Origin of the sequence: Planktothrix prolifica NIVA-CYA 540 (assembly GCF_963864145.1) — a bacterium.
GTDB classification, from domain to species: Bacteria; Cyanobacteriota; Cyanobacteriia; order Cyanobacteriales; family Microcoleaceae; genus Planktothrix; species Planktothrix agardhii.
The window spans coordinates 1,934,985-1,956,840 of record NZ_CAWLTW010000001.1 but is presented as its reverse complement, the minus strand read 5'-3'; the positions used below and the strand labels follow the sequence as shown (position 1 = coordinate 1,956,840).

Here is a 21,856-nt window from a genome sequence, read left to right as displayed (position 1 = left end):
TACAATTGGGCGGTGATAGTTGCCTCCGGCGACAAATTCGTGGTTAAATAGTTTTATAGCAGATTAGATCAAGGTAATTATGTCTGACTTTTATAGTGTATTGATTAATCAAGCTCGGATTTTGTTGCCAAATGGTGATTTTTTACTCGGAGATGTTGCTATTGTTGATGGGAAAATCCTTGAGATAGCTCCAGAAATTGATCATCATATACTAGGGGAAGATGATTGGGAAATTATTGATGCAGAAGGGTTGACTTTATTGCCCGGTGTGATTGATCCCCAGGTACATTTTAGAGAACCGGGTTTAGAATATAAAGAAGATTTATATACGGCCAGTTGTGCCTGTGCAAAAGGGGGAGTGACTTCGTTTTTAGAAATGCCCAATACTCGCCCTTTAACTACCACCCAAGCCCTTTTAGATGATAAATTAAGACGGGCGGCGGAAAAATGTATTGTTAATTATGGTTTTTTTATTGGGGCGACGGCGGAGAATTTACCAGATTTATTAGACGCAAATCCTACCCCTGGAATTAAAATTTTTATGGGGTCGATGCACGGAGATTTATTAATTGATCAAGAAGAAATATTAGAGAGTATTTTTGCAAAAGGCGATCGCTTAATTGCAGTTCACGCGGAAAATCAAGCCCGAATTAATCAACGCCGTCAGGAATTTGCTGGAATTACTGATCCGGCAATTCATTCTACAATTCAAGATAATCAAGCGGCATTAGAAGCCACTCAACTCGCCTTAAAACTTGCTAAAAAATATCAACGACGGTTACATATTCTGCATCTATCAACGGGGGAAGAAGCGGAATTATTACGTCAAGAAAAACCAGAATGGGTAACAGCAGAAGTCACGCCTCAGCATTTGTTATTAAATATAACAGATTATGCTAAAATTGGCACATTAGCCCAGATGAATCCCCCCTTGCGATCGCCCCAAGATAATCAAATATTATGGCAAGCGTTATTAGATGGAGTGATTGATTTTATTGCTACCGATCACGCCCCCCATACCTTAGAAGAAAAGGCAAAAGGCTATCCAAATACGCCATCGGGAATGCCCGGAGTTGAGACTTCTTTACCCGTAATGTTAACACAAGCGATCGCAGGAAAATGCACTGTTCAACAGGTATCAAATTGGATGTCTACCGCCGTGGCAAAAGCCTATAAAATCCCCAATAAAGGGAAAATAGAAGTGGGTTATGATGCGGATTTAGTGTTAGTAGATTTAGAGAATTATTATCCAGTTTTGCGGGAAGAAGTGTTAAGTAAATGTGGTTGGAGTCCCTTTGAAGGTTGGGAGTTAACCGGATGGCCAGAATATACGATTGTTGGGGGAAAAGTCGTTTATGGAAATGGAAAAGTTAATCCAGAAGTTCGAGGTCAGGCGTTAAGGTTTGATGGGTAACTTGGGGAATATTAAGAAACTTTAATCTGAATAGCTTAATCCCCCTTTTATTTAGGGAATTTGAGGGAAGTGACAGCCTGGCAACCGATAAATCAAGGTTGTCCCTTCCCGCTAGAAAAAAGGGTAAATATTAATATCTGGGCAAAGTAAACCCTTCCGCCGCCGCCCGATATTCCTCAACATCCTCATTAAAATCAATCGGTAAAACAGCAACAACATTTTCATGGGGACGGGGAATAATCACCCAAGTTTCTAATGCCGCACCATAGGCTTTATCAACGGCTGCAATTCCGGCATCCATCGCGGTTTTAACTTCGGAAACATCCCCTCGAATCATAATCGTAAACCGTGCACTTCCTGCCCGAATATAGCCCACCAAAGTCACCCGACCCGCTTTAACCATTGCATCGGCGGCGGCTAAAACCCCCGGAAATCCCTTCGTTTCTAAAGCTCCAACTGCTTGTTCTGCCATTAAATTTCTCCCAAATTAACTAGACTTTAAAAGTGTTGCAATTGAATATTTTTCGCAAAATAGAAATTATATTAAGTGCGAAAACGTTCACTCAGTTCTGTGTAACCAATAGACATAACATCTACAATGTTCTCAGGGGGGTTGGGAACAACATAGTAAGTAATTAGTGAACAGCCAAACGTCTTTTCGGCTGCTTCAACACCAGCTTTTACAGCAGGAACCACCTCCGATGTTGGGCCACGAACTGCCACTATAAATTCACCCCGTTCTGCTAAATCATAGTAAACAAGGGTAACTCGCGCAGCTTTGACCATCGCATCTGCTGCGGCTAAAACCCCTGGAAAACCCAGGACTTGTATGACACCCACTGCCTCTGGCATTGAAGTCTCCTAGTAAAAACGGAACCGATCAATATCATTGTACGACTCAATGACACTTTCAAGACCCTCCGACTGTTTCATTCCCTAGAAGATCCTGCTAAATGGGAAATTGCGTAAGTCCTGATAAAGAAAGATTAATTGAAACTTTGAAAGTTCTCAAAAACCGAAATAATATTCCTGTTGCCTATTGTCTGCATTGCTATTCCTGAACCCAAATCGAAACCGAACCCGCAATACAAGAAAATTCACCCCAACCCTGATCATTGGTTTCAATGGGTTCTTTTATATTCCTCGTGAGATCATAGAATTTAGTATTAGGTTTCCCGACTTCCATCGGTTTAATTCCTTCTGGGCCATCACTTAAAATTACCGCCATGGCTTTCGGATGTTCTTCGTCTCCTAGACAAGTCCAACCAATAATATCGGGGTGATCAAAATAGTCATATTGGGGGCCGTAAGCGAAATTTTTCCGCGCATAAAGACACTGATCAATAAACTGTTTACAGGAAGGTAAAACAACTTTATGGGTATTCCCATCCCGTCCTTTATCTTCATATTCTGCCCCGTAATAATCGCCATGAAAAATACAAGGATAACCCTGTTGACGTAATAATATTATAGCATAAGCTATGGGTTTAAACCAAGGTTCTACCACGGATTCTAAGGCTTGTAACGGTTGGGAATCGTGATTTTCCACAAAAGTAACGGCATTCATGGCCCGGTCTTTGACTAATGTTCCATCCAGAATCGTCCGCATATCATAATATCCTCCGGCTTTACTGGCGTAGTGGAAATTGTAATGTAAGCTAACATCAAATACCGACATTCTTTGACCGACAGTATCTAAATACCAATTCAAAACGCTACTATCAGGCGACCAATATTCCCCCACCGCAAAAAGTTGCCGACCTGTATGTTTTTCCATTTCATCTAACCACTCAGGAAAAAACCAAGCGGAAATATGTTTAATCGCATCTAAGCGAAATCCATCCACACCCGTAGTATCAAGATACCATTTTGTCCAGTTGCTAATTTCCTTTCTGACTTCTTCGTTTTGGAAGTCTAAATCTGCTCCCATTAAATAGGCAAAATTGCCATTTTCTAGGGCGACATAATCATCAAAGGTTTTACCTTCAAATAAATAAACGTTTCCCGATTCTTTGCTAAATTCATCATAGTCAACGGCATCAAAATGCCACCAATGCCACTCAAATGTAGAATATTTTCCTTTACGACCTGGAAAGTTAAATAGAGTGTAAGCCTTAATATCTCGTAAATCTCCTTTAGGATTTCTTCGATCATTATTATGGAAGGGTGTTGCTTTGGTAATTTCGGTTCCATCCGCCCCGATTTTATGATTTAATACCGTATCTGCATAGACTTCAATTTCTGATTTATGCAGGCTCTTAATGGCATCTAAATATTGTTGACGAGTGCCATATTTAGTTCTAATTGAGCCTTTTTGATTAAATTCTCCCAAGTCATAAATATCATAAACCCCATATCCCACATCCATCCCGCCACCGGTTCCTTTATAAGCCGGAGGCAACCATAAAGCCGTAATTCCCGCATCTGCTAATTCCTGGGCGTTGTTTTTGAGTTGATTCCACAGGCTTCCATCACCAGGAAGATACCAGTGGAAATATTGTATCATCACACCATTGATTTTAACCATGCTACCCCTTGTTTTTAGATGTTGTTAAACGGAATAGGTTGTTGTAACATTTTATTGTAGGGGTTTGGTCTTCCCACCCTCTTTGCGTTTGGGTAGGTCTTCCAAACCCTACAGGTTTTGATCACAAATTCTACACGGATTTCTATAGAATGGATTTATTTTTCAGTTTTGGGTTTGTAAGTTGAAGTAACTTGGAGTTCCTTTAACTGTTTTTGATCAACACTTGAAGGGGCATTAGTTAATAGACAGCCCGCTTGTTGGGTCTTAGGAAATGCAATCACATCTCGAATAGATTCCTCTCCAGATAATAACATAACCAATCGATCCAAACCGTAGGCAATACCGCCATGGGGAGGGGTTCCATATTCAAAGGCTTCTAATAAAAAGCCGAATTTGCTGTAGGCTTCCTCCAGGGTTAATCCAATAGTTGAAAATACCTGTTCTTGAATTTCCCGTTTATAAATCCGTAGACTACCACCGCCTATTTCATAGCCATTTAAAACTATATCGTAGGCCTGCGCCCGGGCTTGGGATAAATCATTAATATCCTCTGGATAGGGAGCCGTAAAGGGGTGATGTAGGGCTTCTAAACGTTTTTCTTCGTCATTCCATTCAAACATGGGAAACTCAACAATCCACAATAAATTAATTTTACTCGGATCAATTAGTTCTAATTCTTTCCCAATAAATAGACGTAAACGGTCTAAGGTTTTATTAACTGTGGCAATATCCCCCGCCCCAAATAATAGTAAATCTCCGGCTTTAGCATTGGTTCGGGTTAATATTTCCTGTTTTTGTTCGGCGGTTAGGTTATCTTTAATTGCGCCAATGGTATCAATACCATCCTCCCGTACTCGAATAAATGCTAACCCTTTAGCCCCCGCTTCACAGGCTTCTTTAAACAGATCGCCACCGGGTTTAATTCGCACATTAGAAATCGCATCATTTCCCCCCGGAATCGGTAAAATTTTAACAATTCCTCCCGATGCTACCGACCCTGAAAATACCTTAAATCCACAGTTTTTAACAATATCAGAAACATCCACTAACTCTAAACCAAAGCGAGTATCGGGTTTATCGCTACCATAACGATCTAGGGCTTCTTTATAGGTTAAACGGGGGAAAGGAAGGGGAATTTCTATACCTTTAACGGTTTTAAAAATATGAGCAACTAAGGCTTCATTTAACGCCAGAATTCCTTCCTGGGTCATAAAGCTCATTTCCATATCTAATTGGGTAAATTCCGGTTGGCGATCGGCGCGTAAATCTTCATCTCGGAAACATCTTGCGATTTGATAATATCGATCAAATCCTGATACCATTAATAATTGTTTGAACAGTTGGGGCGATTGGGGTAAAGCAAACCATTCCCCAGGATTAACTCGACTCGGAACTAAATAATCCCGCGCTCCTTCAGGAGTTGAACGGGTAAGAATTGGGGTTTCAACTTCGATAAAATGCTCTTGATCTTCTAAAAACCGCCGCATGGCTTTGACCACTTGATGACGCAATTGTAAATTGCGAGTCATGCGTTCTCGACGTAAATCTAAATAGCGATATTTGAGGCGTAAATCTTCCCGAACTGTTTCGGTTTCTGAGGCGGAAATTTGAAAGGGTAATTGTTTTCCCAGTCCATTCAGTAGTTCAATGTGATCGGCGTAAATTTCTATTTCTCCGGTGGCTAATTTGGGGTTGAGGGACTCGGGGGGACGTTGGGAGACTCGCCCGGTGATTTTAACTACATATTCATTTCGCAGACCTTCGGCGGCCTTGTAGGAGTCGGGGGTTCGTTCTGGGTCGCTGACAATTTGAACAATACCCGTGCGATCGCGTAAATCTAAAAATATTACACCCCCATGATCGCGACGCCTATCAACCCATCCGCAGAGGGTGAGAGTTTCGCCAAGATGGGTGGATCGGAGATTGCCGCAGTAGTGGGTTCGCATGACTCTTAATGAAAGTTAAACTAAGGTTTAAATTAGGGCAACTTATCAGTATAAGTCAATGAGACATCACTCGTCAGGGAATAGGGAACACCGGAACAGGGAACACCGGATCAGGGAACACCGGATCAGGGAATAGGGAATAGGGAATAGGGAATAGGGAATAGGGAATAGGGAATAGGGAATCAGTTTGGTGTAAGTTAAAATATCAACTGCCGAATTTGGGGTTGATGGGTAAACAAATTCTAAATAGACTTCCCTGACCGATTTGGGATTCCATTTGAATCATGCCTTTGTGGGCTTCTACAATTAGTGAAATTAGGTGTAATCCTAACCCACTACCGGAACGTTTATTATTGCCTTGACGGAATCGTTCAAAGATGAGAACTTGATCTTCGGGAGCTATACCAATTCCGCTATCTTCAACTTCCAAAACCATGACTTTTTGAGGTTGATTGCTAATATTAAGTTGCATTTCTGTTAGATACAGACGAATTTTGACACTCCCCCGATCGGTAAATTTAATCGCATTTCCGACTAAATTAGTGACAACCCGCCGAATTTCTAATGGGTCGCCAATAATAACTGAAGTCTGGGTTAGACAATCCTGGGAAGGGGTAAATTCTAGGGATAATTCTTTATTTTGAATCAGGGGGCTGAGTTCTGCAATTACTTCTTGGACTAATTGACCTATATCAAAATAGGAGAAGGTTAAGGTTTTTCGACCCGCTTCATACCGATAAACCTCCAGTAAGGTATTAACCATTTGCAGAAGGTTTTGGTTACTTTTAATCATGGATGCGATCGCTTCTCCCATCGGAGAAGAAATTTCCCCTAGGGCACCTTGTTGGAATAAATGTAACATTCGATCGGCTGCTACCAAAGGCGTCCGCAGATCATGGGTCAGGCGGGAAACGAAGTCTTCCCGTTGTCGAGACATCGCTTTCTGTTGATCAATGCTATGTTTAAGTCTCAGGAGCGAGCGTACCCGGGCGAGTAATTCATCAACCTCAACGGGTTTGCGAATGAAGTCATCCGCCCCGGCATCTAATCCCTCAACCACACTAGAATGATCATGGGCAGTAATTAATAAAATGGGGATAAAGGGAAGATCGAGATTTTTGCGAATCCGTCGAGTGACTTCATAGCCATCAATCCCCGGCATCATTACATCTAATAATATTAGATCAGGAGGCTCGGTTTTAATCAAAGCTAAGGCAGAAATGCCATCGGGTTTACAGATAACTTCGTATCCTTCTTCGGCTAAAATAGCTTCCACTAAAAATAGGTTATCGGGGGAATCATCAACGGCTAAAATTCGGTCAATGGATTTTGCAGGAGGGGGAATAGAACGGGGCATAATTTTGAAAATTTTTTCTGAAATAAACATTATGATGAGGTTAATATCAGCCTTGAATTTGGGATTAATTTTAACAACAAATTGGCGAATAATAAAGAACTTTACAAAGCCAGGGTGGGAGCGTGAAAGCCCACTGGCTTCAGCCGTGGGATGAAACGCGACGCAGGCACTTTTAAGTGCCGTCATCTACCAATTAATTTGTACCCAGTTATTAGATATTTATGTTATCATATTTTCCATGATCAAAGTAACTCGGACGATTAAATTAAAATTCGCAAAACTCAACCGTTGTAAAGCTCAAATGTTTGAGCAAATGACGGAAGAAAACACGCAGATTGCTAATAAGCTGTTGTCATTGCCAATTAAAGAACGGCGAAAAATGACAACAGCTAAAATCATGTCCGAGTTAAAATCTGCTCTGGTCAATCAAGTAATTCGACATACCACATCCCCAACGGGTCGTAAAACCAAGCAATATAAAGTTCTTCCTGTAGAAGTTAACAATCAAAATTGGAAATTAACTCAAAAAGGGAGTACCTATTCAATTAGCTTCCCGACCATCAAAGGTGAAAAAAGAATCCCCATTGAAGTAGCATCTCCTCATTGGCAACCCGTTTTAGATGGATTGTTAGAGGAAACAATTCAAGGGGGTTCTTTTAAGTTGATTAAACATCGAAATAAGTGGTATGCCTATCTGTCAATTACTGAGGATGTTCCAGAAGTTGAGACAGAGAAAAGATTGGGATGTGACCGAGGGCAGAATAATTTAGCGGTAGTTGCACCAAAAGAAGGTTTCGGCAAGTTCTTTAATGGTCAAAGTGTTAAGCATCGGAAACGTTATTTTCAACAACGAAGAAAACAACTTCAAGAAGCTAAAAAGTTTCGAGCTTTAAAGAAATGGAACAAAAAAGAGCAACGATGGATGGAAGCTATTAACCATACAGTCAGTCGCCGAATTGTTCGTTTTGCTGAATACCATAACGCCGATATTGTTATAGAGGATTTGGAAGGATGTCGTAAAACCATGAAACAGAGCCAGAAATCTCGTTCTGATTCCGGTGAATCTCGACACACTTGGTCTTATTATTCTTTGGAACAAAAACTTAATTATAAGTTGGCTCTTAAAGGATTGAAATTAATTAAAAGACCTGCGCCCTATACTTCTAAATCTTGTTCAACTTGTGGTGTTATTGGTAAGAGAAATCGGCATGATTTTAATTGCCCTAATGGTCACTACCACAATTCTGATTTGAATGCTGCACGAAATCTGTCTCAATGGGATGGTTTCGCTTGTGATTTAAACCTAAAGAGAGATGCTTCTGTAATGGATTCATCCGGTTTAAATTATGGGGTGTTTGGCGCACCCCCGAACTCGGTGAAAAACAATCAAAAAGAGTATATTCAACTGTCTTTATTTGATTGGGCTAGATACGAGAATCCCACCCCTTTAGCGTAGCGTAGGGGTGGGAGTGTCAAAACAATTAGGAGAATTATGTCATGACTAAAATCAATATTGTTCTGGTAGAGGATCATGATTTAACCCGGGTGGGGTTGAGAACGGCGTTACAACAGGACAGTAATATCAAGATTGTTGGGGAGGCGGCTAATGGGAAAAAGGGTTTGGAAATTCTCAAACAAACCCAGCCCGATATTGCGATTATTGATATTGGTTTACCTGATATGGATGGTATTGAATTAACCCAAAAGTTTAAGCAACATATTGCCAGCAGTGGGGCGCGGGAAACCAAAGTTCTGATCCTGACTATGCACGATAATGAGGATGCGGTTATGGGAGCTTTTGCGGCGGGTGCAGATTCCTATAGTGTTAAGGATGTGAGTCTTGATAAACTCAAGGATGCGATTCATACTACCTATGAAGGAAATGCTTGGATTGATCCTGTAATTGCTCGTACAGTTCTCAAGCAAGCGAAGAATAAACAACCGGATATTCCGACACCCGGTGATCAGAAAACCGTGATGATTAATGCGGTAGAACCTGAGTATCAAGAATTTTTAAAATCTTGCCCTTTAACAGAAAGGGAATTAGAGGTTTTAGAATTAATTGTGGCTGGACGGAGTAATGCTGAAATTGCCGAAAAACTTTATATTACGGTAGGAACGGTTAAGACCCATGTTCGCAGTATTCTGAATAAGCTCTGTGCTGATGATCGTACTCAGGCTGCGGTTCGGGCTTTGCGTTCCGGTTGGATTGATTAGGGTTTTTTGGGGTTAATTTGACAGGACTTACGCATCACCGCTATCAATAGTAGGGGTAATTCATGAATTACCCCTACATCTAGTTTTGATTAAATAGTTGATTCAGATAAAATTCCTTCTTGTACAAAAAGCTGAACTCGAATTAAGCACTGTTCTAGTTTTTCGACTAACTCCATTGCTCCTTCTAAATTTTCTGCTTCGGCGAGATCTTCAAGTTCTTCAGCAATTTCTGGGATCATTAATATTGCTGCGGTTGCACTTGATCCTCTTAAAGCATGAGCTTGTTGTTTAATACTGATGAAATCCCGATTGATAATCCCTTGGCGCAAGCTCTGAATTCGGATTTCGGCTTGTTTGAGGAACAGGTATAGCAATTTTTGTTGAAGTGGGAAGTTTCCTTTGAGTAAACGATTTAGACGTTCTAAATTCACTGGAAGAATTGGAATGGTTAAGATATTCATAATTTATTTTTTAAACCCCGCAAAAATGATATTTTATTGCTTATAGGTTAACCGTCATAGGATATTTTGTCTATCATGTAGCAATTCCTGAATATATTGTAATATTTTATTATTTTAATATACTATAGAAAGCAAAGAGGGTTTGGAGACCAAACCCCTACGGAATTTTTTCACAAATCATTTAGGATTGCTATATGGCAATCTCTATCAGACTTTTAATGATTTAAAATATTGGTAAAATTGCTAAAAGCCCATTGAATATTGCCTTGTGATAGTTCGCATTCAGAGAAAATTAAAAAGTATATTTTCCCTGAATGATTAGCAAATAAAATTTGATTATAAAACCATTTGTAGTTGATATCCCATCATTGTAACAGCTACAAATCCGGCAACAATCATTAATCCAGATGGCATGAATTTACGGGTTTTGAGTAAACGAGAAATAAAAGTAATTATCAGAAAAACCGATAGCACAATGGAAAATATTAATCCCCAGCTTACGCCTTGGATTTGGATAATACCGCCCAAAATTAGCAAAATTCCAGTGGAACAACCCGCAAATAGAGAGATTTTACTTTTGGCTTTAGTATAACCCACAATACCACCGATAAAAGCCAATAAACCGTAAGCGATCGCCGCAATTACTCCAAAATCAATCATAACCCATGCCCAAAAAACAATTACAAAGTTTGTTTATACAACTTCTGGGAATCTATTGATTAACAATTCTTCTAAATTGTATCAAAAATTAAAATTTGACGTTATAAAAGTTTATGGTATTATTGACTCAATCTTTGCTATAATGCAAAGTGAATCATTAATTACTATGTGTTACTTTTTAATCATATTTTATGTCTTCTCTGAATAGCCCTATTATTTCACAGGTTAGGTTCCTACAGCGTCAGGTTGCCACTTTACTACTATATCAAGATATTTTTGATCATGAAATTGGCCAAGCATTTCTATATCTTTTAGAAACATTTCATCATAATGAATCGAGTATTTTAAATTGTTTAAAAGCCTATGGAACTTGGTTTCAAGTCCAAGCCAAATATCAACAAAGTTGGCAGGAACATCTAATCAATCAAATTTTAAGGGCGGATAATCCCTTTACCCAACAGGCCCAACAAACTACTTTTGATCAATTACCTCCGGTATTAATTGAAGCGGCAAAACAAGATTTAAAAATCCTCCAAAGTCTCTATCAATATAACGGGGAAAAAATCAGTCATTGGTTAAGAAATGTCGCCCAGTTATCGGAAAACCCCATAATTTGGCAGCCGCAACCGCAACCGTTAGAAAAAATCCAAGAATCACCCTTACGCAATCAATTAAAAACCCTAGAAAATTGGTCGGAAGCAGTAGAAAATTTAGTAAATCATTATCATCAATTTGGAACTGGTTTATTTGCCCAAGCCGATGCTTTTCGTTGGCAGAATGGCAAGTTACTGACTATTAATCACCCAGATCCGGTAGATTTAAGCCAGTTAATCGGATATGAAAATCAACGGGATCTTTTATTAAAAAATACAGAAATATTATTAGCCGGATATCCAGCTTTAAATGTTTTATTATATGGCAGTCGGGGGTCGGGTAAATCCTCCTTAATTAAATCGTTATTACATGAATATAGCGATCGCGGTTTACGTTTAATTGAAGTGGCAAAATCCGATTTAAAAGACTTACCATTAGTGGTGGAACAATTACGAGGGGTGCCGCAGAAATTTATTATTTTTGTCGATGATTTATCCTTTGAAGAAGATGACGATGCTTTTAAAGCCTTGAAAGTCGTATTAGAAGGAAATTTAACCGCCCGTCCACAAAATGTAATTGTTTATGCTACTTCTAACCGTCGTCATTTAATTCGAGAATATTTTGAAGATCGACCTTCCCCGAAAGATCAAGATGAGGTTCATGTTTGGGATACGGTACAGGAAAAATTATCCTTTAGCGATCGCTTTGGTTTAACCTTAACCTTTCCACCTGCTGACCAGAATACCTATTTGAATATGGTACGACATTTAGCCAGTCAAGGGGGAATTAAAATCAGTCCCGAAGATTTGCAGTTTCGCGCCTTACAATGGGCGACTCGTCATAATGGACGTTCGGGACGAACTGCGCGGCAATTTGTTGACTTTTTGACGGCGGAATTGGCAGTTTTTGGAAAATAAATTGGAAAAAAACCGCAGATAGTGTAATCATAAACGTGGGAAAAATCTACGATAACGCGAAATCACCTCAGGAGGTTTTCACAATGTCAAGCGCGATTCAATTCAACTCTGCGGAAGCGTTTGCGGCGATCGCATTAATTGCGGTAGCTGCTGATGGTTATATTACTGGAAGTGAATCCCAAGCTATTACCACAACCTTCTCTCGAATGCAGCTTTTTAGTGATTATTCAGGGGAAAAAATGCGAGGAATGATTGATCAACTCCTAAATCAATTACAAGCACAAGGAGCGGATATATTATTAAAAGAGGCGGTAAAAAAATTGCCCCATGAACTCAGAGAAACTGCCTTTGCTGTGGTTACTGATATTACTTTAGCCGATGGAGTTATTACCGAAGAAGAAGAAGCCTTATTAGATAAGCTGTTTAATGTTTTAGAGATTTCTGAACCGATGGCTAATAACATTATTGATGTGATGTTAATCAAAAATAAAGGATAATAGAAGCTGATCACGGATTTAAGAGGATTTCACGGATTTCACGGATTTAATCTGTGTTAATCTGTGTTAATCTGCGTAATCCTTTTAAATCCGTGATCGGTAATAGACTAATAAGTACCTAAACAAAATTAATTACACATCCTCCACCCTGTTCCCTCCCCCCCTAGCCCCCCGTGCACGGGGGGTTTGGGGGGGCTGTTCCGATGTTCCCTCTCTCAACTAGGTAATTTATTTTGTGTAACTACTTAACTAATAACTGATGACTGATTTGGGATACATTTATAAGCGAATTATTCGTTTTCAAGATACGGATGCTGCGGGGGTGGTTTATTTTGCTAATATTTTAGCAATGGGTCATGAAGCCTATGAAGCATCTCTAAATCAGGTAGAAATTAACCTTAAAAGTTTTTTTGTTAATCCTGATTTTGCGATTCCAATTGTTCATGCGAGTGTTGATTTTCGGTTTCCCTTATTCTGTGGAGATCAAATTTTAATTGAATTAAATCCTGAAATAATTAATGAAAATTCTTTCAAAATTCAATATAAAATTAGATTAGATAACTCTGATCAATTAATTGCTGAAGCGATAACAAAACATATTTGTATTAATCCTAAAACTCGTCAACGCCAACCTTTACCTCACGCAATTATTCACTGGTTAGAAAAATACAAAGAGGGTTGGGTCTCTTAACCCCTACAGTAGAGACGTTGCAGGCAACCTCTCTACTGATTAATCAGTAATCTTTTATGGGTTTAAAGACTTCTGAGAATTAAAGAATTGGGGATATTTTTCTACAAAATAGCCATTGAGAAAAGCATTCACGGCGGATAAAATTACAGGGCCTAAAATAAAAGCTAATAAACCCTGTACTTGAAATCCAGGAATAAAAACCGAAGCTAACCAGAAACAAAAACCATTCACAATGAATGAAAAACCACCTAAACTTAAAATATTTAGGGGAATGGATAAGGTTGATAAAATCGGTTTAATAAAAGCATTGACTCCACCAATAGCCGCCGCCGCAATTAAAGCTGCTAAAAAGGTAGATAAATTTACCCCAGGTACAACTAAATCAACCACTAATAAACTTAGGGCTGTTGCTACCAACGTTAATAATGATGCGATCATAAATTTTGCCTCAGATTGTATTGTGGTTTTAAAGGGTATCTTTGTTTAAATTGGATGAATCCTCTTTTTTTTCATCAGGTTGGGACTGATTATTAGTAAAGGTTTCAGAAATTGACTTCCACAGATCGTTTAAACGCTGTTTAATTTCTTTTTCTTTTTGAGCGATCGCCGTTCCCGCTTCTCCTAATTTAGTTTCAAAATCTTTGCGTTTATGATCAATTTTTTCGGTATGAATTTCGGGTTCATCTTTGGCTTTTTCATACCAAGATTGTGCTTCTTCTAAATAATCTTTAACCTCCTCATAACGTTGTCCATAGCGTCCAACTAAGTTAGCATTCACGATCGCCAATTGAGCTTTAAGTTGGGCGTAACGTTTCTGCATTAAGGTAGATTCTTCGCTATTTTTAATGGTTGTAATCGCGGATTCAATCGCCGTTTTAACCTGATCTGATTTATTAGTTCCAACTTCTTGAATATCGCTTAAAGCCAAATTAATATTATTTTGTAACTCCTGTTCGTGTTGATCAATTCGAGCTTGAAGTTGTTTCACTTCCGCTTGAGTTTTAGCAATTGACTCCTGTTTTGCTTGACTAATACCATCAATTACTCCTTCAATAGAAGCAGTCACATTTTCTTGAACTTCCTCACCTTTTCCTTTGACGGTTTCTAAAACGGTTCCTACAACCTGTTTAACTAAATCTCGAATTTCTTGAGAACCTCCTTTAAATTCTGAACCAACTTCTGAGATGGAAGATTTAACAATTTCCCGAATTCGTTCAGCGCGTAATTTACCTTCAGATTGGGCTTTTTCTAAATCCGAGGCGAGTTTATTTTGAGTGGGTTCTGACATGGCTATATCCTCAATAATAGGCTCCATTTCCCCTCTATGATAAACAAATTTTTACGATTGTGTAAGTAAAGTTTTCTACACTCTGGATAATAGTCATTTGATGCTAACAGATCTTGATCAAATCACGGAGTTGCGAAGGCGATGGGTTAAAGTGGCAACACAAGCGACTAATTCATCAGCCACAATGGGTTTAGCTAAGTGGATTTGAAATCTGGTGTCCCTAGTGAGAGAGGCGTTGGTTTCTTCTGGATTTGTGGTTAATCCGATCACGGGAATTGATGATGTGTTTCTGACCTCATCTCTAAATATATAGGCCTCCATGTCCGGCATCGCTATATCTGAGACTAAGACATCGGGGGAAAACTCTTGAATCATCAAGAGTGCTTCCTGAGCGGAGCTTGCCATTTTTACTTGGGCTCCGGCCTGGGTTAAGATCGATCCAATTAGAGTCCGAGTCTCGGCTTGATCATCAATGGCTAAAACTCGCAAGCCAGTTAAATTAATGGAGTTGATCTCTGGATTTTGAGGTTGTAGAGAAGTGCCATGGCACGTCTCTACTGGATTTTGAGGTTGTAGAGGTGTACCATGGCAAGTCTCTACAGATTTCATTAAGGGTAACTGCACCGAAAACGCAGCCCCTAAATTTTCGCCTAAACTGTTGGCGCTGACTGTTCCTCCATGTAATTCCGTTAGGTGTCGGACAATGGCGAGTCCCAGTCCCAAACCCCCAAATTTGCGGGTATTTGTGCCATCCTGTTGACGAAAATAGTCAAAGACATAGGGTAAAAACTGAGGATTAATACCAATTCCGGTGTCTTTGACCTGAATTTGGACGTGATCTTCCCCAGATTTTAAATAAATCTCGACAATGCCTCCGGGGGGAGTAAATTTAATTCCATTAGATAATAGATTCCAGATAATCTGTTGCAGTCGGGTTTCATCCCCCAAAACATAGATTAAAAGGGAGGAGAAACCAGAATTTTGAGCGATTTCAAATCTGACTTGAATGCCTTTGGCTTCAGCAGCTAATTTAAAAGTTTCTATTGCCGAGGTGATGATTGTAATTAAATTGACGGGTTGTTTATGTAAGACCATGTTTCCTCGCAACATTCGAGAAATATCTAATAAATCCTCAATCAGTTGGGTTTGGAGTTTAGCATTGCGTTCGATGGTTTCTAAGGCTTGGGCTGTGCCTTGGGAATCGAATTTACGAGTTTGTAGGAGTTTTGTCCAACCCAAAATCGGATTCAAGGGCGATCGCAATTCATGGGATAAAACCGTGAGAAACTCATCCTTAATCCGATTGGTCATTTCGGCTTGCTCCCGGGCGGCCTGTTCCCTGATTAAGAGTTGTTCTCGTTCCTGTTCGACTCGTTTGCGATCGCTGACATCCAAAAACGCCCCAATTACCCCCCGAATCTCCCCCGCTTCATCTCGCAACGGTACGGCCCGCCCATAAATAGAACGAACTTCCCCATTTTCAAAAACAAACTCAAATTCCGATTCAATATTTTCTCCCGTCCGTCCCGCTTGCTGCATGGGCAAATCTTCTGGAGGAATATCTTGGCCCTGGCGTTGAATCTTGAATTCAAATGGATAGGAGCCATCCTCGGGGGTCGCCGTCAGCAATGATCCCGAGGCTAACTGCACCAATTCATGGGCTGCCCGGTTCGCCGTCATCTGGTGGCATTGGGGGTCATGGGCAATCCAGACCGCGGCTGGAACGGTTTCCATAAAAGTTTTCAACTCCTCAGTCCTTGCCCTTGCCTGGGCTTCACTTTGGCGCAGGGCTAACTCTATGCGTTTGTAGTCGGAAATATCAACAGCCGCACAAGTAATCCCGATAATTTCATGGTTAGGATTGTGTAGGGGTTCAATGGTTAAATCAAAACAGTATTGCTGTCCGTCGGCGAAAATAGGAACTTCCTCCCGCGTCCCGATCCCGGTTTCCAGCACCCGGCGTTTGAGTTGAGTCAGTCGAGCGACTCCCGCCTCGGGGAACAACTCAAAATCCGTGTTATCGATAATCTCCTGATCGGATTGGTTGAGGGTGGGATTATGAACCCAGGTGTAGCGGAGGGTTTGATCCTGATTAAATAAGGTAATTGGCGCACTTTTCAGGGCAACCCGTAATCGTTCTTCGCTTTTGAGTAAAGTTATTTCTGCCTGTTTGCGTTTGGTAATATCTCGCCAATAAATGGCTAAACCCTTTTCATAGGGGTAGACATGAACTTCATACCAGAGGTTGTCTTGAGCCAAACAGGTTTCAAAATTATCAGCCACCTGGGTTTGGATTACCTGACGCAGTTTCTCCTCATCTTTAAATCCCAATAAATGAGAATAAATATCCCAAAAATTACCCCCTAACAATTCCTCTCGGGTTTTACCAGAGAGCCGTTCCGATGCTCCATTCACATAAGTTAATCGCCACTGATGGTCTAAGGACAAAAAGCCATCGGTAATGCTTTCGAGAATATCAATTACCCGGGCTTTGGTGTTGATTAATTCCTGTTCTCGAATTGTGGCTTCTTGGCGGAGTCGGGTCATTTCCAAAATCGACTGGACACGGGCCAGGAGTTCCCGGGCAGAAAAGGGTTTAATCAGATAGTCGTCGGCTTTCGCTTCTAGGCCTTCAATCCTGGCATTTTCCTCCGCCCGGGCTGAGAGCAGAATAATTGGAATCCTTTGGGTGTCAGGATCGTGGCGCAGAATTTGTAGCAGTTCCAAGCCGTTCAATTCCGGCATAATCACATCGGTAATCACTAAATCGGGTTTTTGTTCCCGAATGCTCTCTAATGCGGCTAACCCACTATTCACCGATTTTATCTGATATTTTCGACTCAGTAAACGCTGAATATAATTGCACAGATCCGGGTTATCATCCACCAGTAAGATTTGGGGAAGGGGTAATTTGGGGGGGGGCATCTGCTGAACCTCAACCACAACATTGGTTTCCGCAGACCAACTCTTGACTTCATCTAAATAGGTCGCCGTCGTGTTGGAGGGGGTGAGATGGGTGACGGAGGGGAAATTGTGTGGATGGAGATTGACTTGCTCCGCAGGGAGATGACTATAACCAGAGGGAATTGAAACCTTGAAACAACTGCCCTGTCCGGGGATACTGGTGACATTAATCGTGCCACCCTGTAATTGGATTAATTCTTTGACCAAGAATAAACCCATACCCGATCCTTGATAGTTTCTCTCTGGTAGAGACGTGCCATGGCATGGTTCCACCGGGACACGGTAGAACCGTTCAAACAGACGGGGAATCTCTTTGGCTCGAATCCCAATTCCGGTATCCTGTACTTCTAATTCAATACCATTTGTGACCCAGCGCAGAGAAAGTATGATTTCACCTTTAAATGTAAATTTAAGAGCATTAGAAAAAAGATTCATTACTATTTTTTCCCACACTTCTCGATCTATATAAATAGGTTCGGGTAGGGGCGGACAGTCTATAATCAACTGTATTCCCGCCCGTTCGATGCTCGAACGAAACATACTGGCCAGTTCAATTGTTAAAGTGGCTAAATCCGTAGGTTCATAGACCGCTTGAATTCGTTCGGCTTCAATACTGGAAAAATCAACGAGGGTATTAACCAATTTGAGTAATCGTAAACTATTGCGTTTGGCGATTGTTAACTGTTCCCGTTGAGAGAAGTTAAGACAGTCTTCACCCTGGAGAATTTCTTCAACTGAACCCAGAATTAAGGTCAATGGGGTGCGAAATTCATGACTAATACTGCTTAAAAACGCCGTTTTTACTTGGTTGAGTTCCCCTAGGAATTCTGCCCTTTGCCTTTCGGCTTCGTAGGTTTGAGCATTCGAGAGGTTAGTGTTCACAGGTTCGGCCCCATTTTGCTCGGTGATTCAGAAAAATATTGGATCGGAAGATCTTGACTAATTTGATGTCATTATTGCCTAATCTAATTTTATCCTAATGGAAAAGGTTCGGTTTGGCTATTTTGCCCTCGATTAAGATTGTAGAAATACACACCTAATTCTAAAGCCAGTTGGACTGGGAATAAATTCAAGCAATAGGGAGTTTAATCGGTTAATTGTACTACTGCTTGTTGATCTTTAACATTGATAAAATAATGTAAAAATCATGAATCATTAGATGCAATTTACCAGATATTGTGTTAACCTTAGCATCTACCTAAAGATAGACTTATTTTTTTTATCTAAAATTTATAAAAATCAAAAACTGATAAAAAATGCAGTAGAGATCATCAATTATCTATCTCTACTGCATTTTTAGATTTATATTATAATCAGGAAATCCGATCAGTGATTGCAACCCTATTTAGCTAACGGAAACATCCACAACGGTTTGATTATGACCCATTGCATCAACTGGATTCACCTCGGTCGCCTTCTGGGTTTGTTTGCGACGGTTTAACCCTTCAACCAGTAATTGAGATACTTCGGTAACTAAAATTGTAGCAATAATCCCATCATCTAACCATCCGACAATCGGTAGAAAGTCAGGAGAAATATCCAGGGGACTCACCAAGTAAATTAAACTTCCTAAAATTACAACCCAACGATATTTTGTATTCCGTAGCGTCACACGATACCAATTATAAAAAGATTGAATCAGATTTTTCATTTTACAGTCCTAATATTGCCTACCTGTATCTAAGATGACAAATTCTATGGGGATTGAGAAGTGTAGAAAACCCTGTATGGTTGTAGGGATGTTCCACCCCTGCTGTTTCCGTAATCCTTGGACGTTCAACTGTTCTATCCTAGGTAAACAGGGTTTGTACCCTTGTACCCCAATCAACCTTTAATTTTTGTTGAGCATTTCCCCCATTTAATCCGATTTCTACCCAACCATGGGAACCCACTAAGGCGACAAAGTGACCCAAGGGAACATCGCCGTAGGTTTGACCCGCACCAATCAGGTAGGATGAACCGGAAAGAATTTGCTGTTGGGAATTGAGGTTTTTTTTAGATTTCTTGTGTTTATTTTTCCGCGATTTTTTACGTTTATTATTTTTTTCTTTACTAATCGCCACATACCAATTTTTATTGGCTACCACTTCCCCCGGAATATTGGTGACTAAATTTCCAAATCCATCAATATATTGAATACATCCCTGTATTTTTAAATCATGGACTTGACAAGGCGGTAAAGATAACCTAACTAAAGTTTTATGATCAATTATAGTTCCCAGTTTTTCTAGGGGAACACCAGAAGCTAAATGCGCCCCAACCGAAGCAAAAATATCTCGACCATGAAAGGTTGTACTAGGTTTAGCAGTACGCCAATATTCAGGATAATTTAATTCAACTGCAATCACGTTGTTGCGATTTATCGCCTCCATATTGTTATTGAGATTTATCTCCTCCATATTGTTGTTGCGATTTATCGCCTCCATATTGTTGTTGCGATTTATCGCCTCCATATTGTTGTTGCGATTTATCGCCTCCATATTGTTATTGAGATTTATCTCCTCCATTTCACAAGTTAAAAAAGGTTCTAATATTCCCGTCAATAATCCATTATCTGGCCCCACCAAATAATTGTTATTAAATTGAATTGCGATCGCCCTTCTTTTGGTTCCTACTTCTGGATCAACCACCGCAATATGAACGGTTTTTTCAGGAAAATAGGGATAGGCATTCAGTAAATTAAATCGCCCCGCAGCAATATTTTGAGGCGGGATATCATGGGTTAAATCAATAATATTAATTTTAGGATTAATTTGATAAATCACCCCTTTCATGACTGCTACATAAATATCTTTTAACCCAAAATCCGTTAACAGTGTGATAATTTTATGATCTTGTTTCATCGTTAGTATTATTAATTAATAAAAATCAAAAATTATATTAGAGGGCGAGAAGACCTCGCCCCTACGAGGATTAAGTTATTATCCATTCCATTGTTACCCTTTGACACAGAGAATTTGTTTCAAAGTAGCCACAACTTCAACTAAATCTGATTGTTGTTTCATAACTTCATCAATGGATTTATAAGCCCCCGGAATTTCATCAATAATTCCTGTATCTTTGCGACATTCAACTCCTTCAGTTTGTTGAATTAAATCATCCAAAGTAAAGGTTTTTTTAGCTTTACTTCGAGACATTAAGCGCCCCGAGCCATGCGAACAGCTACAGTAACTATCATGATTTCCCTTCCCTTTCACAATAAAAGATTTCGCCCCCATGGAACCAGGAATAATCCCATAATCCTGTTCTGCTGCGCGGACAGCACCTTTACGAGTCACATAAACTTCCTCGCCAAAATGTACTTCTTTTTCAGAATAATTATGATGACAATTAACCTCTAATAAGGCTTTAGTTGGTTTCCCTCCCGCCACGGCTGTTTCTACAATTCGTTTAAACCGTGCCATCATAATATCTCGGTTGAATTTGGCGTAATGTTGCGCCCATTGTAAATCATTCCAATAGGCTACAAATTCGGGAGTTCCTGATACAAAATAAGCTAAATCAGGATCAGGAAGTTTGAGTTCTGCTAATTTTGCCAGGTTTTTTGCTGTGTCAATATGGTTCTGGGCTAACATATTTCCAATATGTCGAGAACCGGAATGCAACATTAACCAAACGTTGTTTTCTTCATCTAAACACAGTTCAATAAAATGATTTCCTCCCCCTAAAGAACCCATTTGTTTAATCGCTTTTGATTCTAAGTTTTGAACCTTGGAATGCAGGTCTTTAAATTCTCGCCATCCTTGCCAATTAGTGACGGCTTTTTCAATATGTTTATTTTGATCAAAACCCACCGGAATTGCGGCTTCAATTTCCTGGCGAATTTTCTTTAGTTTTCCCTCCATTTGTTCAGCAATAAACGGTAATTTGATCGCACACATTCCGCAACCAATATCAACCCCCACAGCCGCCGGAATAATGGCTTCTTTTGTCGCAATTACAGAACCAACTAATGCCCCTTTTCCTAAGTGAACATCGGGCATTAAAGCAACGTGCTTGAAGACAAAGGGCAAAGAAGCGACGTTTTTCGCCATTTTGGTTTCTGCTGAACCTAAATCGTGATTCGCCCAAGATAGGACGGGTTTAGGGCTAGAAAGATTTAACGTTTCGTAAGGCATAAGGATTTTATGGGCTATCTAAATATCAATTTATATCAATCATATTACATCTGTAGTATATTGTCAAGAGGTGTGCGGATTTATGGTAGGGTTCAGTTAAGTAAACTAGAAACCGGGTTTCTGTAGGGGCGGGTTCTGTAATAATTTTCGTTTCCCACCAATAACTTTTATAAACCCGTCCCCTAGGAGTCATATAGCAGGGAAC

19 protein-coding genes are annotated in these 21,856 nt (G+C 40.0%); 6 read left to right on the top strand and 13 right to left on the bottom strand.

Annotated elements, in window-relative coordinates; translation table 11 throughout:
* The first annotated feature begins 79 nt into the window (after window positions 1-79).
* On the top strand, window positions 80-1,414 hold the full coding sequence (locus AC559H_RS09005) for a dihydroorotase (RefSeq protein WP_026794355.1): 1,335 nt from the start codon (window positions 80-82) through the stop codon (window positions 1,412-1,414).
* 130 nt (window positions 1,415-1,544) lie between these two features.
* On the opposite strand, the gene AC559H_RS09000 is transcribed toward AC559H_RS09005, so the two are convergent.
* From AC559H_RS09000 to AC559H_RS08980, 5 genes are all read right to left on the bottom strand, one after another.
* Complete coding sequence (locus tag AC559H_RS09000) at window positions 1,545-1,886, bottom strand: carbon dioxide-concentrating mechanism protein CcmK (RefSeq protein WP_026789109.1); 342 nt, start codon at window positions 1,884-1,886, stop codon at window positions 1,545-1,547.
* Window positions 1,887-1,957: 71 nt separating this feature from the next.
* The gene (locus AC559H_RS08995) at window positions 1,958-2,266 is read right to left on the bottom strand and encodes a BMC domain-containing protein (RefSeq protein ID WP_026789110.1); all 309 of its coding nucleotides are present in this window, start codon (window positions 2,264-2,266) and stop codon (window positions 1,958-1,960) included.
* A 199-nt stretch (window positions 2,267-2,465) separates the two neighbouring features.
* The gene (locus AC559H_RS08990) at window positions 2,466-3,941 is read right to left on the bottom strand and encodes an alpha-amylase (protein WP_026794354.1); all 1,476 of its coding nucleotides are present in this window, start codon (window positions 3,939-3,941) and stop codon (window positions 2,466-2,468) included.
* A gap of 155 nt (window positions 3,942-4,096) precedes the next feature.
* On the bottom strand, window positions 4,097-5,887 hold the full coding sequence (gene aspS, locus AC559H_RS08985) for an aspartate--tRNA ligase (protein ID WP_026794353.1): 1,791 nt from the start codon (window positions 5,885-5,887) through the stop codon (window positions 4,097-4,099).
* A gap of 205 nt (window positions 5,888-6,092) precedes the next feature.
* Window positions 6,093-7,244 carry a sensor histidine kinase gene (locus AC559H_RS08980; RefSeq protein WP_026794352.1) on the bottom strand — a complete coding sequence of 384 codons (1,152 nt, stop codon included), beginning with the start codon at window positions 7,242-7,244 and terminating at the stop codon, window positions 6,093-6,095.
* Between the two features lie 238 nt (window positions 7,245-7,482).
* On the opposite strand from AC559H_RS08980, the gene AC559H_RS08975 reads away from it, so the two are divergent.
* Together AC559H_RS08975 and AC559H_RS08970 are read left to right on the top strand one after the other, a co-directional pair.
* Window positions 7,483-8,700 (top strand): RNA-guided endonuclease InsQ/TnpB family protein, encoded by a 1,218-nt coding sequence (locus AC559H_RS08975; RefSeq protein ID WP_052349589.1) that lies wholly within the window; start codon window positions 7,483-7,485, stop codon window positions 8,698-8,700.
* A 41-nt stretch (window positions 8,701-8,741) separates the two neighbouring features.
* The gene (locus tag AC559H_RS08970) at window positions 8,742-9,461 is read left to right on the top strand and encodes a response regulator (RefSeq protein WP_026789114.1); all 720 of its coding nucleotides are present in this window, start codon (window positions 8,742-8,744) and stop codon (window positions 9,459-9,461) included.
* 89 nt (window positions 9,462-9,550) lie between these two features.
* Here the strand turns inward: AC559H_RS08970 and AC559H_RS08965 are convergent, their stop codons facing one another.
* Window positions 9,551-9,922, bottom strand: coding sequence for an Hpt domain-containing protein (locus tag AC559H_RS08965; RefSeq protein ID WP_026789115.1), 372 nt, complete (start codon window positions 9,920-9,922; stop codon window positions 9,551-9,553).
* Between the two features lie 336 nt (window positions 9,923-10,258).
* Window positions 10,259-10,582 (bottom strand): TMEM14 family protein, encoded by a 324-nt coding sequence (locus AC559H_RS08960; RefSeq protein WP_042152863.1) that lies wholly within the window; start codon window positions 10,580-10,582, stop codon window positions 10,259-10,261.
* Window positions 10,583-10,773: 191 nt separating this feature from the next.
* Between AC559H_RS08960 and AC559H_RS08955 the strand changes: the two genes are divergently transcribed.
* The 3 genes from AC559H_RS08955 (at window position 10,774) to AC559H_RS08945 (ending at window position 13,281) form a co-directional block, all read left to right on the top strand.
* The gene (locus AC559H_RS08955) at window positions 10,774-12,093 is read left to right on the top strand and encodes an ATP-binding protein (RefSeq protein WP_026794350.1); all 1,320 of its coding nucleotides are present in this window, start codon (window positions 10,774-10,776) and stop codon (window positions 12,091-12,093) included.
* A gap of 83 nt (window positions 12,094-12,176) precedes the next feature.
* Window positions 12,177-12,590 carry a tellurite resistance TerB family protein gene (locus tag AC559H_RS08950; protein ID WP_026794349.1) on the top strand — a complete coding sequence of 138 codons (414 nt, stop codon included), beginning with the start codon at window positions 12,177-12,179 and terminating at the stop codon, window positions 12,588-12,590.
* 259 nt (window positions 12,591-12,849) lie between these two features.
* Window positions 12,850-13,281, top strand: a complete 432-nt coding sequence (locus AC559H_RS08945; protein ID WP_330943140.1) for an acyl-CoA thioesterase — start codon at window positions 12,850-12,852, stop codon at window positions 13,279-13,281.
* Between the two features lie 54 nt (window positions 13,282-13,335).
* Here the strand turns inward: AC559H_RS08945 and AC559H_RS08940 are convergent, their stop codons facing one another.
* The 6 genes from AC559H_RS08940 to AC559H_RS08915 all read right to left on the bottom strand — a co-directional run bounded on the left by AC559H_RS08940 (window position 13,336) and on the right by AC559H_RS08915 (window position 21,651).
* On the bottom strand, window positions 13,336-13,719 hold the full coding sequence (locus AC559H_RS08940) for a phage holin family protein (protein ID WP_026789120.1): 384 nt from the start codon (window positions 13,717-13,719) through the stop codon (window positions 13,336-13,338).
* A 28-nt stretch (window positions 13,720-13,747) separates the two neighbouring features.
* Window positions 13,748-14,569, bottom strand: coding sequence for a hypothetical protein (locus AC559H_RS08935; RefSeq protein ID WP_036832940.1), 822 nt, complete (start codon window positions 14,567-14,569; stop codon window positions 13,748-13,750).
* Between the two features lie 117 nt (window positions 14,570-14,686).
* Entirely contained in the window at window positions 14,687-18,415 is a 3,729-nt protein-coding gene (locus AC559H_RS08930) for an ATP-binding protein (RefSeq protein WP_051319660.1), read from the bottom strand.
* Window positions 18,416-18,878: 463 nt separating this feature from the next.
* Complete coding sequence (locus AC559H_RS08925) at window positions 18,879-19,184, bottom strand: YkvA family protein (protein WP_026789122.1); 306 nt, start codon at window positions 19,182-19,184, stop codon at window positions 18,879-18,881.
* Between the two features lie 139 nt (window positions 19,185-19,323).
* A complete protein-coding gene (locus tag AC559H_RS08920) occupies window positions 19,324-20,376 on the bottom strand; it encodes an SAM hydrolase/SAM-dependent halogenase family protein (protein WP_026794348.1) in 1,053 nt (350 codons plus the stop codon).
* Window positions 20,377-20,469: 93 nt separating this feature from the next.
* Window positions 20,470-21,651, bottom strand: a complete 1,182-nt coding sequence (locus AC559H_RS08915) for an RtcB family protein (RefSeq protein ID WP_026794347.1) — start codon at window positions 21,649-21,651, stop codon at window positions 20,470-20,472.
* Window positions 21,652-21,856 lie beyond the last annotated feature (205 nt).

What these genes read in the sequence shown, in the direction of transcription:
- AC559H_RS09005 (WP_026794355.1), top strand. Translation starts at nt 80, where the DNA reads ATGTCTGACTTTTATAGTGTATTGATTAATCAAGCTCGGATTTTGTTG.
- AC559H_RS09000 (WP_026789109.1), bottom strand. Translation starts at nt 1,886, where the DNA reads ATGGCAGAACAAGCAGTTGGAGCTTTAGAAACGAAGGGATTTCCGGGG.
- AC559H_RS08995 (WP_026789110.1), bottom strand. Translation starts at nt 2,266, where the DNA reads ATGCCAGAGGCAGTGGGTGTCATACAAGTCCTGGGTTTTCCAGGGGTT.
- AC559H_RS08990 (WP_026794354.1), bottom strand. Translation starts at nt 3,941, where the DNA reads ATGGTTAAAATCAATGGTGTGATGATACAATATTTCCACTGGTATCTT.
- aspS (WP_026794353.1), bottom strand. Translation starts at nt 5,887, where the DNA reads ATGCGAACCCACTACTGCGGCAATCTCCGATCCACCCATCTTGGCGAA.
- AC559H_RS08980 (WP_026794352.1), bottom strand. Translation starts at nt 7,244, where the DNA reads ATGCCCCGTTCTATTCCCCCTCCTGCAAAATCCATTGACCGAATTTTA.
- AC559H_RS08975 (WP_052349589.1), top strand. Translation starts at nt 7,483, where the DNA reads ATGATCAAAGTAACTCGGACGATTAAATTAAAATTCGCAAAACTCAAC.
- AC559H_RS08970 (WP_026789114.1), top strand. Translation starts at nt 8,742, where the DNA reads ATGACTAAAATCAATATTGTTCTGGTAGAGGATCATGATTTAACCCGG.
- AC559H_RS08965 (WP_026789115.1), bottom strand. Translation starts at nt 9,922, where the DNA reads ATGAATATCTTAACCATTCCAATTCTTCCAGTGAATTTAGAACGTCTA.
- AC559H_RS08960 (WP_042152863.1), bottom strand. Translation starts at nt 10,582, where the DNA reads ATGATTGATTTTGGAGTAATTGCGGCGATCGCTTACGGTTTATTGGCT.
- AC559H_RS08955 (WP_026794350.1), top strand. Translation starts at nt 10,774, where the DNA reads ATGTCTTCTCTGAATAGCCCTATTATTTCACAGGTTAGGTTCCTACAG.
- AC559H_RS08950 (WP_026794349.1), top strand. Translation starts at nt 12,177, where the DNA reads ATGTCAAGCGCGATTCAATTCAACTCTGCGGAAGCGTTTGCGGCGATC.
- AC559H_RS08945 (WP_330943140.1), top strand. Translation starts at nt 12,850, where the DNA reads ATGACTGATTTGGGATACATTTATAAGCGAATTATTCGTTTTCAAGAT.
- AC559H_RS08940 (WP_026789120.1), bottom strand. Translation starts at nt 13,719, where the DNA reads ATGATCGCATCATTATTAACGTTGGTAGCAACAGCCCTAAGTTTATTA.
- AC559H_RS08935 (WP_036832940.1), bottom strand. Translation starts at nt 14,569, where the DNA reads ATGTCAGAACCCACTCAAAATAAACTCGCCTCGGATTTAGAAAAAGCC.
- AC559H_RS08925 (WP_026789122.1), bottom strand. Translation starts at nt 19,184, where the DNA reads ATGAAAAATCTGATTCAATCTTTTTATAATTGGTATCGTGTGACGCTA.
- AC559H_RS08920 (WP_026794348.1), bottom strand. Translation starts at nt 20,376, where the DNA reads ATGAAACAAGATCATAAAATTATCACACTGTTAACGGATTTTGGGTTA.
- AC559H_RS08915 (WP_026794347.1), bottom strand. Translation starts at nt 21,651, where the DNA reads ATGCCTTACGAAACGTTAAATCTTTCTAGCCCTAAACCCGTCCTATCT.